Here is a 14,017-nt window from a genome sequence, read left to right on the forward strand (position 1 = left end):
CCCCCCCGCCGCAGAGGCCCCAGCAGGTCGCTGAAGTGGATCTCGTGGATCACGACGTCCGCTCCCGGATATCGCTTCCGGAACTCTGCGATGTGCTCCAGGAACATCGCGGAGTCGTTCCCCATGACTCCGAGGCGGAGCTCCCCGCAGATCCCCACCGCAGCGCTCCTGGCCTTGGCGACGCCGTCGAGGATCGCGCGATATCCGATCCGGAGATCGTCGCGGAGCTCGGCGCCGATCGGGGTCAGCTCGACCCTGCGACTGCTGCGGGTGAACAGGCGCGCGCCGATCGCCTGCTCCTGAGCATTGATCGCCTGACTCACCCGAGCCTGCGAGACGTGCAGGCGCTCCGCGGTGCGGCCGAAGTGCAGTTCGTCCGCAAGAGTGAGGAAGATCTCGATGTCGCGCAGTTCCACGCTCGCCTCCCGGCGATAACCGACAGGTTATCGCAGCATCCGTCTTTTCGCCCTTGATCGGGCGAAATCAGGATCGGATGCTGGTGATGACGACCCATCCGGGTCATCAGAACACAGCACAAGGAGGACGATCATGGATCTCACACTGAACGCCGTGACGCTCGCGGTCGAGGACCTGGCCCGCGCGAAGGCGTTCTACTCGGAAGGACTCGGCTGCGGCCGTCGATGACGTGCTGACGCGGGCCGAGCGGGCCGGCGGTTCGATCGTGCGACCGGCCGAGCGCGCCCAGTGGGGCGGCTACTTCGGCTACCTCGGCGACCCCGACGGACACCTGTGGAAGGTGGTGTCCACCGCGTGAGAAGAGCGCTGCGGATACGAAGAAGGCCCCGCCGAAGCGGGGCCTTCCTGCGGAGATTCGCCTTACTTGGCGGAGCCACCGAAGTTCTTGAAGCGCTGGTTGAACTTCTCGACGCGACCGGCCGAGTCCATGATGCGCTGCTTGCCCGTGTAGAACGGGTGCGAGGCCGAGGAGATCTCGACGTCGATCACCGGGTACTCCACGCCGTCCAGCTCGATGGTCTTGTCGCTGGTGACGGTGGAGCGGGTGAGGAAGGTCTCGCCCGAGCCGAGGTCGCGGAACACGACGGCGTGGTAGTCGGGGTGGATGTCAGTCTTCATGGGATTCCTTACGTGGTGCCCTGGATTTGGCCAGGGGCGAGGGAAGTCTGCGGTGCGGAAAAGCACCAAGGATCGATTCTAGCAGACGGCGGTCAGGATGCCGCGCGGGCGGCGTAGCGGCCCCCGTCGGATGTCAGCACGATCGGCATGCCGAACGCGATGCTGAGATTCTCGGCCGTCAGCGCCTCGTCCAGCGGCCCCGCGGCGACGACGCCACCGTCCCGGAGCAGCAGCACGTGGGTGAATCCGACCGGGATCTCCTCGACATGGTGGGTGACCATGACCATTGCCGGAGTGGTCGGCGAGGAGGCGTACCCGCTGAGCAGGCCGAGCAGCTCCTCACGCGACCCGAGGTCGAGGCTGGCCGTGGGCTCGTCGAGCAGCAGCAGCTCGGGGTCGGTCATGATCGCACGGGCGATCTGCACACGCTTCTGCTCACCGTCGCTGAGCGTGCCGAACAGACGGTCGGCGAGGTGGTCGAGATGCCACTCGGCGAGCACGCGCATCGCCTGACGCTCGTCGATGTCCTCGTACTCCTCGTTCCAGCGACCGAGCACGGAGTATGCGGCGGTGAGCACCGCGTTCAGCACGGTCTCGTCGCGGGGCACCCGTCGGGCCATCGCGCTCGACGCGAAGCCGATGCGGGGGCGCAGCTCGAACACGTCGGTGCGGCCCAGCTGCTCGCCGAGGATCTCGACGGCACCCGAGGTGGGATGCAGCAGCGTGTCGGCCAGCTGCAGCAGCGTGGTCTTGCCTGCGCCGTTCGGGCCGAGGACCACCCAGCGCTGATCGTCCGAGACCTCCCAGGTCACGTGATCGACGATGTTGCGCCCTTCGCGGCGCACGACGACATCGGTGAATTCCAGAGCACTCGGCATGTCGCCAGCCTATCGGCTCAGCCGGCCAGCTCCGCGTACAGCGCCTCGGTCGTGTCGGCGATCGCGCCCCAGCTGAACTGCGCGCGGGCGCGCTCGCGACCCGCCTCGCCGTACTCCCCCGCGCGCACGGGGTCGGATACCACCTCGGTGAGCACCGCGGCGAGGTCGGCGACGTACCGATCCGGATCCATCGGAGTCCCGGTTCCGTCCTGCACCTGATCGATCGGCACCAGACGCCCGGTGACGCCGTCCTCGACGACTTCGGGGATGCCGCCGGTCGCGGTGCCGACGACGGCGGCGCCGCACGCCATCGCCTCGAGGTTCACGATGCCGAGCGGCTCGTAGATCGAGGGGCAGACGAACGTGGTCGCCGCGGTGAGGATCGCCGAGAGCTCGTCGCGCGGCAGCATCCTGTCGATCCAGATGACTCCGTCCCGCGTCTGCTGCAGCAGCCGGACGAGTTCCTGCACCTCGGCCATGATCTCGGGGGTGTCCGGCGCGCCCGCGCACAGCACCAGCTGCACCTCGGGCGGCAGCGCGGCGGCCGCGCGCAGCAGGTACGGCAGCCCCTTCTGCCGCGTGATGCGGCCGACGAAGACCACGGACGGGCGGGCCGGATCCATGCCGACGCTCTGCAGGAATGCGGCATCCTCGACCGGTCGCCAGCGCTCCACGTCGATGCCGTTGTGGATCACGCGCACGCGGGCGGGATCCACCTGCGGGTAGCTGCGCAGGATGTCACTGCGCATGCCCGCGCTCACCGCGATGATCGCGGCGGCGTTCTCGTAGGCGAGCTTCTCGATGCCGCTCGAGACGGCGTAGCCGCCGCCGAGCTGCTCGGCCTTCCACGGTCGCAGCGGCTCGAGGCTGTGGGCCGTCAGCACATGCGGGATCCCGTGCAGCTGCGACGCCAGGTGCCCGGCGAAGTTCGCGTACCAGGTGTGGCTGTGCACGACGTCGGCACCGGCGACATCGCCGACCATCGCGAGATCCGTGCCCAGCGTCTGCAGCGCGGGGTTCGCACCCGCGAGCTCGACGGGGGTCCGATACGCGCGCGTGCCAGGCTCGTCACGGTCGGCGCCGAATGCCCTGACCTGTACGTCGATACTCCTGCGAAGGGCGGCGACGAGCTCCGCGACATGCACACCGGCACCGCCGTAGATCTCCGGCGGGTACTCCTTCGTGATGACATCGACTCGCATGTCGCAAACGCTAGTACACGACGTCATCCGCCCTCTATGGTGGAGCCATGTCGGCACCCAAGAAGGTTTTCGGGATCATCCTCGCCGGCGGCGAGGGCAAGCGGCTGATGCCCCTGACGGCGGATCGCGCCAAACCCGCGGTGCCCTTCGGTGGGCAGTATCGACTCATCGACTTCGCGATCTCGAACCTGATCAATTCGGGCCTCAGACAGGTCGTCGTGCTGACGCAGTACAAGTCGCACAGCCTCGACCGGCACATCACGCAGACCTGGCGGATGTCTTCGCTGCTGGACTCCTACATCACCTCGGTGCCCGCGCAGCAGAGGCTCGGCAAGCGCTGGTTCTCCGGCTCGGCCGATGCGATCCTGCAGAGCCTGAACCTCATCAACGACGAGCGCCCCGACATCGTCGTCGTCATCGGCGCCGACCACGTGTACCGGATGGACTTCCAGCAGATGGTCGACGCGCACGTCGCCTCGGGCGCGGCGGCCACGGTCGCCGGCATCCGGCAGCCGCTCGCTCTCGCCTCGCAGTTCGGCGTGATCGACGCCGACGCGGAGACGGGACGCATCAGGCAGTTCCTCGAGAAGCCGACGGATGCCACGGGGCTCGCCGACTCGCCCAACGAGGTGCTCGCCTCCATGGGCAACTACGTCTTCGATGCGGACGCCCTGGTGGCCGCGGTCGAGGCCGATGGCGAGCTCGCCACCTCCGGTCACGACATGGGCGGCGACATCGTGCCGTACTTCGTCTCGCGCGGTGAAGCGGGGTACTACGACATGAAGCAGAACGAGGTGCCTGGTTCTTCGCCGCGGGACCGCGCCTACTGGCGCGACGTCGGGACCATCGACTCCTTCTTCGACGCGCACATGGATCTCATCTCCACCCTGCCGGTGTTCAACCTGTACAACACCGCGTGGCCGATCCGCACGCAGTCGGTGAACGCGCCGCCCGCGAAGTTCGTCCGCGACGCGGTGGGCCGGATAGGGAATGCCATCGATTCGATCGTGTCCCAGGGGTCAGTGCTCTCCGGCACGCATCTGGAACGCAGCGTGGTGGGTCCGGGCACGCTGGCCTCGGGCGGCTCGACCATCACCGACTCGGTGCTGTTCGATCATGTGCACGTCGGACAGGGTGCCCGCGTGCACCGTGCGGTGCTGGACAAGAATGTCGTGCTCGAGGACGGCGCGACCGTCGGGGTCGATCGCGAACGCGACATCGAGCGCGGGTTCACCGTGACCGAATCGGGTCTCACCGTGGTCGGCAAGGGACTGCGCGTCGCCCGCTGACCGCTACGCTCGGACGGTGACCGCTGCGCGCTTCCTCGTCGTCCTCGATGCCGATTCCACCCTCATCCAGGATGAGGTGATCGAGCTGCTCGCCGAAGAGGCCGGACGCCGGGCCGAAGTGCAGGCGGCGACGGAGGCCGCGATGCGCGGCGAGGTCGACTTCGCGACGAGCCTGCGCTCGCGTGTGGCCGCGCTGACCGGTGTTCCCACGGCGGCGTTCGAGCGGGTGCGGGCGCGGGTGCGCCCGACGCCCGGTGTGCGGGCGCTGACCGCGGCGGTGCACGAGCGCGGCGGTGTCGTCGGCGTGGTCTCCGGCGGGTTCCACGAGATCCTCGACGGTGTCGCTCCCGGGCTCGGCGTCGACCGCTGGAGGGCGAACCGTCTGGTCGTCGCCGATGGAGCGCTCACCGGCGAGGTCGACGGCGAGATCGTCGATGCCGAGGCCAAGGCCTCGTCGCTGCTCGCCTGGGCGGCCGAACTCGGAGTGCCCTCATCCCGCACCGTCGCGATCGGCGACGGTGCCAACGATCTGCGGATGATGGACGTCGCCGGTCTGGGACTGGCGTTCAACGCCAAGCCGGCGGTGCGCGCAGCCGCCTCGCTGGTGATCGGTCCGCAGAACCTGTCCGAGGTCGTCCCGCTGCTCCCCTAGCCGGACGTCGGCGCCCGGCGTTAGCGTCGGTGCATGGACATCATCCTGATCCCTGGACTGTGGCTCGAGGCATCCAGCTGGGACGACGTGACGCCCGCGCTGCGCGCGGCGGGCCACCGGGTGCATCCGCTGACCATGCCCGGGGTGGGCGCGCCCGCATCCGACATCGGACTGGACGACTGGGTGGGCCACGTCACGGCACGGATCGATGACGTCGACGGTCCGACAGCGCTCGTCGGGCACTCCGGTGGCGGGGACGTGGCCTGGCTCGCGACCGACGCCCGCCCCGACCGCATCGACAGGCTCGTGCTCGTCGACGCACTCCCTCCCGCGGCGGACGAGCGAGTGAACGAGTTCCCGGTCGTCGACGGGGTGATTCCGTTCCCGGGATGGGAGAGCTTCTCGGCAGCCGATCTGCGGGACCTCGACGCACCCACCAGGGAGCGCATCGTGCGGGAGATGGCACCGATCCCGGAGCGCATCCCCGGAGACTCCATCGTGCTCTCCGACAGACGGCGCTTCTCCGTGCCGGTGACGGTGCTGGCCGGAGGTGAGGACCTCGAGGAGCTGGAGGCCGCACTCGCTGACTGGCCCGCCTACGACAAGGAGTTCCACGCGATCGAGGACATCAGCGTGGTGACGATCGGATCGGGGCACTGGCCGCAGTTCACCGTCCCTGACCGTCTCGCCCAGCTGATCCTGGCCGCGATCGCCTGAAACCCGTGCGGATGTCGGCGGCTCGGCCTATCGTCGGGACATGGACATCATCCTCGTTCCCGGTCTCTGGCTCGACGCGTCGTCCTGGGACCCGGTTCTGCACGCCCTGAAGACCGCGGGTCATCGTCCCTTCGCCATGACGATGCCGGGTGTCGGTGCTCCGGCGTCGGAGTCGTCCGAGATCGGCATGGCCGACTGGGTCGACGCGGTTGTCAATCGGATCGATGAAGCCGGTGAACCCGTGGTTCTCGTCGGGCATTCCGGCGGAGGCAACGTCGTGTGGGGTGCCGCCGACGCACGACCCGAGCAGGTGCGCCGCGTCGTGTTCGTCGACACGGTGCCGCCGCCGGGCGGCGCGATCAGTGACTTCACCGTCGTGGACGGGGTGATCCCCTTCCCCGGCTGGGACTTCTTCCCGGACGAGGACGTGAGCGACCTCGACGCCGAGACCCGGGCGCGGACAGCGCCACTCGCGCAGAGCGTTCCCGCGCGGGTTCCGACCGACGAGATCGTCCTCACGAGGGAGAGCCGTCACGGCATACCGGTCACGCTGCTGATGGGCGGACTCGATCAGCAGCAGTTCGAGTCCCAGGTCGACGGCTGGGGCCCCTACGGCGAGGAGTACCGCGCAATCGCGGATGCCACGGTCGTGAAGATCGGGTCAGGCCACTGGCCGCAGTACTCCGCGCCGGAACGACTGTCGGAACTGCTGGTGGAGGCGGTGGGTCGCTGAGTCAGTGCCCCATGCCGAGGCCGCCGTCGACCGGGATCACGGCGCCCGAGATGTAGGCGGCATCGTCCGAAGCCAGCCACGTGACGACGCCGGCGACCTCGTCGGCCGTCGCGAAGCGACCTGCCGGGATGCTGGCCTTGTACTGCTTCTGGGTGTCCTCGGGCAGTTCCGCGGTCATGTCGGTCTCGATGAAGCCGGGGGCGACGACGTTGGTCGTGATGCCACGAGCGCCGAGCTCGCGGGTGAGTGAGCGGGCGAAGCCGACCAGAGCGCTCTTCGAGGCCGCGTAGTTGACCTGTCCGGCCGAGCCGTAGAGGCCGACGACGCTGGAGATGAGGACGATCCGGCCGAAGCGGGCCCGCAGCATCCCCTTGGAGGCGCGCTTGACGACGCGGAACGAGCCGCCGAGATTGGTGGAGACGACGCTGTCGAAGTCGTCCTCGCTCATGCGCATCAGCAGCGTGTCCTTGGTGATCCCGGCGTTCGCCACGAGGATCTCGATCGGGCCGAGCTTCTGCTCGACCTCGGTGAACGCCGCGTCGACGGCAGCGGCATCCGTCACGTCGGCGCGGACCGTGAGCGTGCCCTCGGGACCCTCGCCGCTGCGGGCCGTGACCGCGACGCGGTAGCCGTCTCGGACGAAGCGTTCGGCGATCGCGCGGCCGATGCCGCGGTTTCCGCCGGTGACGAGGACGACGCGGTCAGCGCTCATGAGGGCTCCAGTTTCTTCGAGGTCGCTGGCCATCCTATCGAGCGGTGCGCGATCCGCAGGTGCGCGCGCGGCGTAGGCTGGAGGCACCGTGAAGAACACCCGAAACGCCCCCTCCGTCACCTCTCTGCCGCAGGCGCCGCACGACGAGGCGAACCACCGCGTGCGCCGGTACGCGCTGACCATGGGCATCCGCACGGTGTGCTTCATCCTCATGGTCGTCGTGCAGCCCTACGGATGGTGGACCTGGGCCTTCGGCGTCGGTGCCGCGGTGCTGCCGTACATCGCCGTGGTGTTCGCGAACGCCGGCAGCGACAGCAACGAGGTGCTCGCCGAGTCACCCGAGCGCCAGCTCGAGGCGCCCGCGGTCGCGGTGGACGACTCCGCCGGGCGTCCCACCATCGTCACGATCGATGAGAAGCGGGACGACGCGCAGTGACCGAGGAGCTGGAGTGCTCTCGCGCCGGATGCCGGCTCGCGGCCACTCATCACATTCTGTGGCGGAACCCGCGCATCCACGCCGAGGACCGGACGAAGGTCTGGCTGGCGTGCGATGAGCACGTCGGGTTCCTGAGCGAGTATCTGCGGTCGCGCGAGTTCCCCGTAGAGGTGCGAGAGGGCATTCCGCAGTGAGCAGTCGGCTGGTGCGCTGGAGCGTCTACGTGCTGGTGGCGGCGCTGTTCGCGGTGGCGTGCGCGTATCTTTCCCATTGGCAGTTCGATCGCAACGAGGAGCGCTCCCGGCAGATCGCCCTCGTCGAGAAGAACTACGATGCGGATCCCGTGCCGCTGGCGGACGCGATCGGCGCCGACGGCGCACTCGATCCGTCGGATGAATGGCTGCCGGTCGCGCTGCGCGGCACGTACCTCGCCGATCAGCAGGTGCTCGCGCGCAACCGGCCGCACGGCGGCACCAGCGCCTTCGAGGTGCTCGTGCCGTTCCGCGATGAGGATGGTCGCGTGTTCGTCGTGGACCGCGGCTGGGTGCCCCCGGCCGAGGACTCCAGCCCTTCCGCGGTGCCCGCTCCCCCGTCGGGCGAGGTCACGGTGATCGTACGACTGCGGCCGGGCGAGCAGCTCCCGCCATCGGGCCGAGGCGCCCCGGACGGGCAGGTGCCGACCATCAACCTGCCGCTGATCGCCCAGCAGACCGGTCTCGAAGACGTGATCACCTCCGCCTACGGACAGCTCGTGTCCGAGGATCCGCCGGCCGAGGCGCTCGGCGGCTTCGACAAGCCGACCGAGGATCCCGGTCCGCACCTGTCCTACGCGATCCAATGGATCCTGTTCGCCATCATGGGCTTCGCCTTCATCGGGTACATCATCCGCACCGAGATCGCGAAGGCGAAGGAGGACGCCGAGGGACGGCCCGCCCGCGCGTCGAAGCGGCGCCGCGACAAGGACGCCGAGACCGAGGACGCGCTGCTCGATTCGGTGCGCTGAGCCCGCGCGCCGTCGCGACATCTCGGAGATCTGCAGAATCCCGGACGCCCGCTGCCTCTCCGTTCCGGAATCCTGCATTTCTCCGATGCTGCCAAGGTCACACGAGCGCGAGCACCTCGTCGAGCGAACGGATGCTGTGCACTCCTGCCTGTGCGGCCTGGTGACCGCCGTCGAAGTGGACGAAGCGTGTGCCGAGACCCGTTGAGATCTCGAGGTCATGGTTCGTGTCACCGATCATGAGCACCTCGTCCGGCGCGAATCCGGATGTGTGCAGCCACCCGGCGATCACCTCGTGCTTCGAGGGGTGGAACGGGTCGGTGATCGAGAGGATCCGGTCGAACCGATGGGCGAGCCCGTGCGGCTCGAGCTGCCTGGTGAGCAGGTCTGTCAGGGTCGCGGATGCGAGTACCTGAATCACGCCGCGGTCAGTAAGCGTTGCGACAGTGGACTCTGCGCGGGTGTGCAACGCGGCTTCGCCCGTGCGCTGCTCCAACCAGCCGAGGTACTGCTCGGCTGCCGGGCGGAAGACGTCGTCACCGAGCCCGGCGTCGGCGTAGAAAGCGCGGATCGGGAACCGGAACGTCGCGCGGTATGCCGCCAGGTCGGGGAACGGCTCTCGATCATGGGTCGCCAGCACCCGGTTCATGACCTGGCGGCAGATCTCGGCGTCGTCGAGCAGCGTCCCGTTCCAGTCCCAGCAGATCGCGCGTATGCCCACCCCGGCATACTACGGTGAGGATGCGGGCCCGAGCGGCAGAACTCCGAGACCGTGCTGCGCGAGCAGCTACGCGAGCTCGATGAGGTCCTGGTAGTCCTTGCTCCAGATATCCTCGACGCCGTCGGGCAGGATCAGCACGCGCTCGGGGTTCAGTGACTCGACCGCACCGGGGTCGTGCGAGACCAGCACCACCGCGCCCTCGTAGTGCGCCAGAGCACCGAGGATCTCCTCGCGGGACGCGGGATCGAGGTTGTTGGTCGGCTCGTCGAGCAGCAGCATGTTCGCCGACGAGACCACGAGTGTCGCGAGAGACAGGCGGGTCTTCTCACCACCGGAGAGCACACCGGCCGGCTTGAGCACGTCGTCGCCGGTGAACAGGAACGAGCCGAGCACCTTCCGTGCCTCGGTCTCGTTGATGTCGGGCGCCGCCGACATCATGTTCTCCAGCACGGAACGACTCACATCGAGGTTCTCGTGCTCCTGCGCGTAGTAGCCGATCTTCAGGCCGTGACCGGGCTCCAGCTGCCCGGTGTCGGACTTGTCCACTCCCGCGAGGATGCGCAGCAGCGTCGTCTTCCCCGCGCCGTTCAGGCCCAGCACGACGACCTTCGAGCCGCGGTCGATCGCAAGGTCGACGTCGGTGAAGATCTCCAGCGAGCCGTACGACTTCGACAGGCCCGTCGCCATGAGCGGGGTCTTGCCGCAGGGCGCAGGCTTCGGGAAGCGCAGTTTCGCGACCCGATCGACCTGGCGGACCTCCTCCAACCCGGAGAGCAGCTTCTCGGCCCGCGCGACCATCTGGTGCGCGGCCGCGGCCTTCGAGGCCTTCGCGCCGAACCGGGCCGCCTGCAGCTGCAGCTGGGTCGCCTTCTTCTCGGCGTTGGCTCGCTCCTTCTTGCGGCGCTCCTCATCGGCCACCCGCTGACGCTGGTAGTTCTTCCAGTTCATGTTGTAGATGTCGATGATCTGGCGGTTCGCATCCAGGTAGAACACCCGGTTCACGGTCTCGCCGACCAGCTCGACATCATGGCTGATCACGATCAGCCCGCCCTTGTACCCCTTGAGGAACTCGCGCAGCCATACGACGCTGTCGGCGTCGAGGTGGTTCGTGGGCTCGTCGAGGATCATGGTTCCGGCATCCGAGAACAGGATGCGGGCCAGTTCGATGCGCCGGCGCTGACCACCGGACAGCGTCTTGAGCGGCTGGTCGAGGATGCGGTCCGGCAGCGAGAGGTTGTGCGCGATCGACGCGGCCTCCGCCTCTGCGGCGTACCCGCCCATGGCCTCGAACCGCTCGGTGAGGTTCGCGAACCGCCGCATCGCCTTGTCGGCGACCTTCGGATCGTCGGAGGCCATCTCGTGCGACGCGGTCGCGATGCCGAGCTGCAGCGTGCCCAGGCCGCGGGCGTCGAGGATCCGGGTGCGCGCGAGCATCTCCGGGTCGCCCGAGCGCGGATCCTGCGGCAGGTAGCCGAGCTCGCCCGACTTCGTGACCTTGCCGTCCGAGGGCAGCAGGTCTCCGGCGAGCACCTTCGTCAGGGTGGTCTTGCCCGCGCCGTTGCGGCCGACCAGTCCGATCTTGTCGCCATCGGCGACGCGGAAGGACACGCCCGACATCAGCACACGGGCGCCGACGCGGATCTCGAGGTCGTGCACGGCGAGCACAGCAGCATCCGATCTTCGAAGGGTGAGGGAGACGGCCGAATGGCCAGCTGATCAGTATACGTGGCCGACCTGAGCGAGAACGGTACCTGAGTATGACCCTTCTACGCCCCTGGGTTGATGTGCGACCCCATCCGCGCTTCCTACCGTTGTGACCGTGGACGCCATCAACGACTTCATCCTGGCCGCAGCCGCCTCCCCGTGGCTGCTGCTCGTCATGTTCGCCGTGGCCGTCGTGGACGCCGTGTTCCCGCCGGTGCCGAGCGAGACGGTGCTCGTCGCCGGAGCCGCCGCGGCCGCAGCCGTCGGTGGCTGGCCCACGATCCTCGCCCTCGTCCTCGCCGCCGCGCTCGGCGCGATGCTCGGCGACAACCTGGCCTACGCCCTCGGCCGCGCGATCGGCACGAGCCGGTTCCGCTGGATGCGCCGCCCACGCATCGCAGCGGCCTTCGAATACGCCCAGCACGCGCTGTCGCGCCGCGGTGCGACCCTCATCATCGGCGCCCGCTACATCCCGGTCGGCCGGGTCGCCGTGAACGTCTCCGCGGGTGCGCTCGGCTACCCGTGGCGCCGCTTCCTGCCGATCAGCCTCATCGCCGGTGCGACCTGGGGGCTTTACGGCGCCGCCATCGGCATCCTCGCAGGCAGCTGGCTGGCGAACCAGCCGTTCCTGGCGGCTGTTGTGGGTATCGTGGTCGCTGTCGCCGTCGGCATCGTCGTCGACCGCATCGCTGCGGCCCGGCGCCGCCGCAGGGAGAACCTCGAGGCCGGCACCCCCGCGGATGCTGCAGTGCCGGAGCCCGCCCGACTGGCAGGATGACATCTATGCGGAGGACGGCGGAGCGCAGATCCGCGCGGAAGGCGGCGAAGGGCGAGCGCGACGCGGCGCGGGAGACCGCCGCAGCAGAGAAGAGCGCGAAGAAGGCCGCGAAGGCCCAGAAACTGCGCTCCAACCCCTCACGCATCATCGCGATGTTCCGGCGCCTGCGCGACCGCCAGACCGCCCAGGTCGTCGTGCTCTCGATCATCGCCATCTCGCTCTACCCCGTCCTCGTGCCGGTGCACACGCAGCTCTACGGCACCTACCTGCCTGCAGTGATGGTCCTCGGTGGCGCGGCCGTCGCCGCGCCGATCGTCAGCAGACACCGCCCCCGCACCGCCATCGCACTCTTCCTCGTCGCGGCGGTGCTGCTCCCGCTGATGGCCGTCCTGCCCGAGACGGCGTCCTCGTCGCCGTGGCCGTGGTCGGTGCCGATGATCATCGCTTTCGTCGTGTTCCTCATGGCGATCACGCTGCAGCACGGCTGGCGGTACGGCCTGTTCGTGCTGGTCGCCGGTCTCTCGCTGGTCATGTTGCCTGCCGGAGTGATTCCGGACATCTCGATGTCGGGTGGTGTGATCGCCGATCTGATCGTCACGGCGTCCGTCGCCTCGGCGGCGTTCCTCATCGCCGTCCTCGTAGCCGGCCAGCTGCGGATCAGCGACGAACTGGTCAAGGAGCGCGCCCAGTCCGCCCAGGAGTTGGCCCGCCGCGAACTCGTCGAGGAGCGCACCCTCATCGCCAGGGAGCTGCACGATGTCGTCGCGCACAGCATGTCCCTCATCCAGGTGCAAGCCTCGACCGCCCGCTACCGACTTCCCGATCTGCCCGACGACGTCGCATCCGAGTTCGACGGCATCGCCGCGACGGCCCGCACGTCGCTCGGTGAGATGCGCCGCATCCTCGGCGTGCTCCGCACGGAGGATCACACGGCCGAGCTCGCCCCGCAGCGCGGCATCGACCACATCGGTGCGCTGGTCGAGACCACCCGCCGCGCCGGAGCGGATGTCGTGCTCTCCGGTCGAATCGAGGGGGATGTCGACGCCGCCGCGCAGATCGCGATGTACCGGATCACGCAGGAGGCTCTGAGCAACGCCGTCCGGCACGCGCCGGGTACGGCGATCACGGTCTTCATCGACGGCACCTCCGAGGACGTGGCCGTCCTGATCACCAACACGGCGCCGGCCGAGCAGGCGCCGCCGACCGCCGGCGGCGGCCACGGCCTGCGCGGCATGACGGAGCGCGCCGAACTGCTCGGCGGCTCCGTACACGCCGGCCCGGATGCTGCAGGAGGATGGACCGTGTCCGCGCGGCTGCCCCGGCATCCCGCGCCCGGTGCCGATCAGGAGGGAACAGTATGACGATCCGCGTGCTCGTGGCCGATGATCAGGGCATGGTGCGCGCGGGCTTCGCCGCGCTGCTCGACGCCCAGGACGGCATCTCGGTCGCAGGACAGGCCGCCGACGGCGACGAGGCGGTGCGCCTGTCCGCGCGCCTCGATCCCGACGTCATCCTGATGGACGTGCGGATGCCGGAACTCGACGGCATCGCCGCGACGCGACGCATCCTCGGTCCGTCCTACCCGTCGGCGCGCGTCCCGCGCATCCTGATGCTGACGACGTTCGACATCGACGACTACGTCTACGACGCCCTCGAGGCCGGCGCGAGCGGGTTCCTGCTCAAGGACGCGCTGCCGGACGACCTGGTGCACGCTGTGCGCGTGATCGCGTCCGGTGACGCCCTGCTGTCGCCGAAGGTGACGCGGCGCATGATCGAGCACTTCTCGTCGCGCAGACCGCATGCCCGCCGTACCGATCCGGCGTTCGCGGACCTCACCGAGCGTGAGCGCGAGGTGCTCGTGCTGATCGCCCAGGGGCGCTCGAACACCGAGATCGCCGGCACGCTGTTCATCGCAGAGCAGACCGTGAAGACCCATGTCGGGAAGGTCTTCGCCAAGCTGGGGCTGCGCGACCGCGTGCACGCGGTGATCTACGCCTACGACAACGGCCTGGTCGAGCCCGCGGCCTGATACCCCGGTACGAGACAGGACGACACCCGCGCGGGATGCCGGCCTGGATGCCGCATCCATAGCCTCCGAGG

General features: G+C 68.9%; 18 protein-coding genes. 11 read left to right on the plus strand and 7 right to left on the minus strand.

What is annotated here, in order from left to right; all coding sequences use genetic code 11:
• A partial coding sequence (locus DY023_RS13275) for a LysR family transcriptional regulator (RefSeq protein ID WP_116242823.1) occupies positions 1-416 on the minus strand: 416 nt, incomplete at its 3' end.
• A gap of 230 nt (positions 417-646) precedes the next feature.
• On the opposite strand from DY023_RS13275, the gene DY023_RS18390 reads away from it, so the two are divergent.
• Entirely contained in the window at positions 647-775 is a 129-nt protein-coding gene (locus DY023_RS18390) for a VOC family protein (RefSeq protein WP_281271939.1), read from the plus strand.
• A 62-nt stretch (positions 776-837) separates the two neighbouring features.
• On the opposite strand, the gene DY023_RS13285 is transcribed toward DY023_RS18390, so the two are convergent.
• The 3 genes from DY023_RS13285 to glgA all read right to left on the minus strand — a co-directional run bounded on the left by DY023_RS13285 (position 838) and on the right by glgA (position 3,175).
• Positions 838-1,095: a type B 50S ribosomal protein L31 gene (locus DY023_RS13285; protein WP_116242824.1), complete on the minus strand. Its 258-nt coding sequence runs from the start codon at positions 1,093-1,095 to the stop codon at positions 838-840.
• Positions 1,096-1,187: 92 nt separating this feature from the next.
• Complete coding sequence (locus DY023_RS13290) at positions 1,188-1,973, minus strand: ABC transporter ATP-binding protein (RefSeq protein WP_116242825.1); 786 nt, start codon at positions 1,971-1,973, stop codon at positions 1,188-1,190.
• Between the two features lie 17 nt (positions 1,974-1,990).
• Entirely contained in the window at positions 1,991-3,175 is a 1,185-nt protein-coding gene (gene glgA, locus DY023_RS13295) for a glycogen synthase (protein ID WP_116242826.1), read from the minus strand.
• Positions 3,176-3,222: 47 nt separating this feature from the next.
• Between glgA and glgC the strand changes: the two genes are divergently transcribed.
• Genes glgC through DY023_RS13315 form a run of 4 tightly spaced genes read left to right on the plus strand, consistent with a single transcriptional unit; the run spans position 3,223 to position 6,566 of the window.
• Positions 3,223-4,464: a glucose-1-phosphate adenylyltransferase gene (glgC, locus tag DY023_RS13300; RefSeq protein ID WP_116242827.1), complete on the plus strand. Its 1,242-nt coding sequence runs from the start codon at positions 3,223-3,225 to the stop codon at positions 4,462-4,464.
• 16 nt (positions 4,465-4,480) lie between these two features.
• Complete coding sequence (gene serB / locus DY023_RS13305; RefSeq protein WP_116242828.1) at positions 4,481-5,116, plus strand: phosphoserine phosphatase SerB; 636 nt, start codon at positions 4,481-4,483, stop codon at positions 5,114-5,116.
• Between the two features lie 33 nt (positions 5,117-5,149).
• A complete protein-coding gene (locus DY023_RS13310; protein WP_116242829.1) occupies positions 5,150-5,833 on the plus strand; it encodes an alpha/beta fold hydrolase in 684 nt (227 codons plus the stop codon).
• 40 nt (positions 5,834-5,873) lie between these two features.
• Positions 5,874-6,566 carry an alpha/beta fold hydrolase gene (locus DY023_RS13315; RefSeq protein ID WP_116242830.1) on the plus strand — a complete coding sequence of 231 codons (693 nt, stop codon included), beginning with the start codon at positions 5,874-5,876 and terminating at the stop codon, positions 6,564-6,566.
• A gap of 1 nt (position 6,567) precedes the next feature.
• Here the strand turns inward: DY023_RS13315 and fabG are convergent, their stop codons facing one another.
• Positions 6,568-7,278, minus strand: a complete 711-nt coding sequence (gene fabG / locus DY023_RS13320) for a 3-oxoacyl-ACP reductase FabG (RefSeq protein ID WP_116242831.1) — start codon at positions 7,276-7,278, stop codon at positions 6,568-6,570.
• Positions 7,279-7,366: 88 nt separating this feature from the next.
• Between fabG and DY023_RS13325 the strand changes: the two genes are divergently transcribed.
• From DY023_RS13325 to DY023_RS13335, 3 genes are read left to right on the plus strand one after another with little or no spacing between them, the layout of a single operon-like run.
• Complete coding sequence (locus tag DY023_RS13325) at positions 7,367-7,714, plus strand: DUF3099 domain-containing protein (RefSeq protein WP_116242832.1); 348 nt, start codon at positions 7,367-7,369, stop codon at positions 7,712-7,714.
• Positions 7,711-7,908, plus strand: a complete 198-nt coding sequence (locus DY023_RS13330; protein ID WP_116242833.1) for a hypothetical protein — start codon at positions 7,711-7,713, stop codon at positions 7,906-7,908. Before DY023_RS13325 ends, DY023_RS13330 begins: the two co-directional genes overlap by 4 nt.
• Positions 7,905-8,717, plus strand: a complete 813-nt coding sequence (locus DY023_RS13335; RefSeq protein WP_116242834.1) for an SURF1 family cytochrome oxidase biogenesis protein — start codon at positions 7,905-7,907, stop codon at positions 8,715-8,717. Before DY023_RS13330 ends, DY023_RS13335 begins: the two co-directional genes overlap by 4 nt.
• Positions 8,718-8,814: 97 nt before the next feature.
• On the opposite strand, the gene DY023_RS13340 is transcribed toward DY023_RS13335, so the two are convergent.
• Both DY023_RS13340 and DY023_RS13345 read right to left on the minus strand, forming a co-directional pair.
• Positions 8,815-9,435 (minus strand): HAD family hydrolase, encoded by a 621-nt coding sequence (locus tag DY023_RS13340; protein ID WP_116242835.1) that lies wholly within the window; start codon positions 9,433-9,435, stop codon positions 8,815-8,817.
• 66 nt (positions 9,436-9,501) lie between these two features.
• Positions 9,502-11,100 (minus strand): ABC-F family ATP-binding cassette domain-containing protein, encoded by a 1,599-nt coding sequence (locus tag DY023_RS13345; RefSeq protein WP_116242836.1) that lies wholly within the window; start codon positions 11,098-11,100, stop codon positions 9,502-9,504.
• Between the two features lie 154 nt (positions 11,101-11,254).
• Between DY023_RS13345 and DY023_RS13350 the strand changes: the two genes are divergently transcribed.
• From DY023_RS13350 to DY023_RS13360, 3 genes are read left to right on the plus strand one after another with little or no spacing between them, the layout of a single operon-like run.
• Positions 11,255-11,917 (plus strand): DedA family protein, encoded by a 663-nt coding sequence (locus DY023_RS13350; protein ID WP_116243094.1) that lies wholly within the window; start codon positions 11,255-11,257, stop codon positions 11,915-11,917.
• Between the two features lie 5 nt (positions 11,918-11,922).
• Positions 11,923-13,278 carry a sensor histidine kinase gene (locus DY023_RS13355; RefSeq protein WP_181905852.1) on the plus strand — a complete coding sequence of 452 codons (1,356 nt, stop codon included), beginning with the start codon at positions 11,923-11,925 and terminating at the stop codon, positions 13,276-13,278.
• Complete coding sequence (locus DY023_RS13360) at positions 13,275-13,946, plus strand: response regulator (protein ID WP_116242838.1); 672 nt, start codon at positions 13,275-13,277, stop codon at positions 13,944-13,946. Before DY023_RS13355 ends, DY023_RS13360 begins: the two co-directional genes overlap by 4 nt.
• Positions 13,947-14,017: the final 71 nt, after the last annotated feature.

Source organism: Microbacterium bovistercoris (assembly GCF_003387575.1).
In the GTDB taxonomy this organism is placed as follows: domain Bacteria; phylum Actinomycetota; class Actinomycetes; order Actinomycetales; family Microbacteriaceae; genus Microbacterium; species Microbacterium bovistercoris.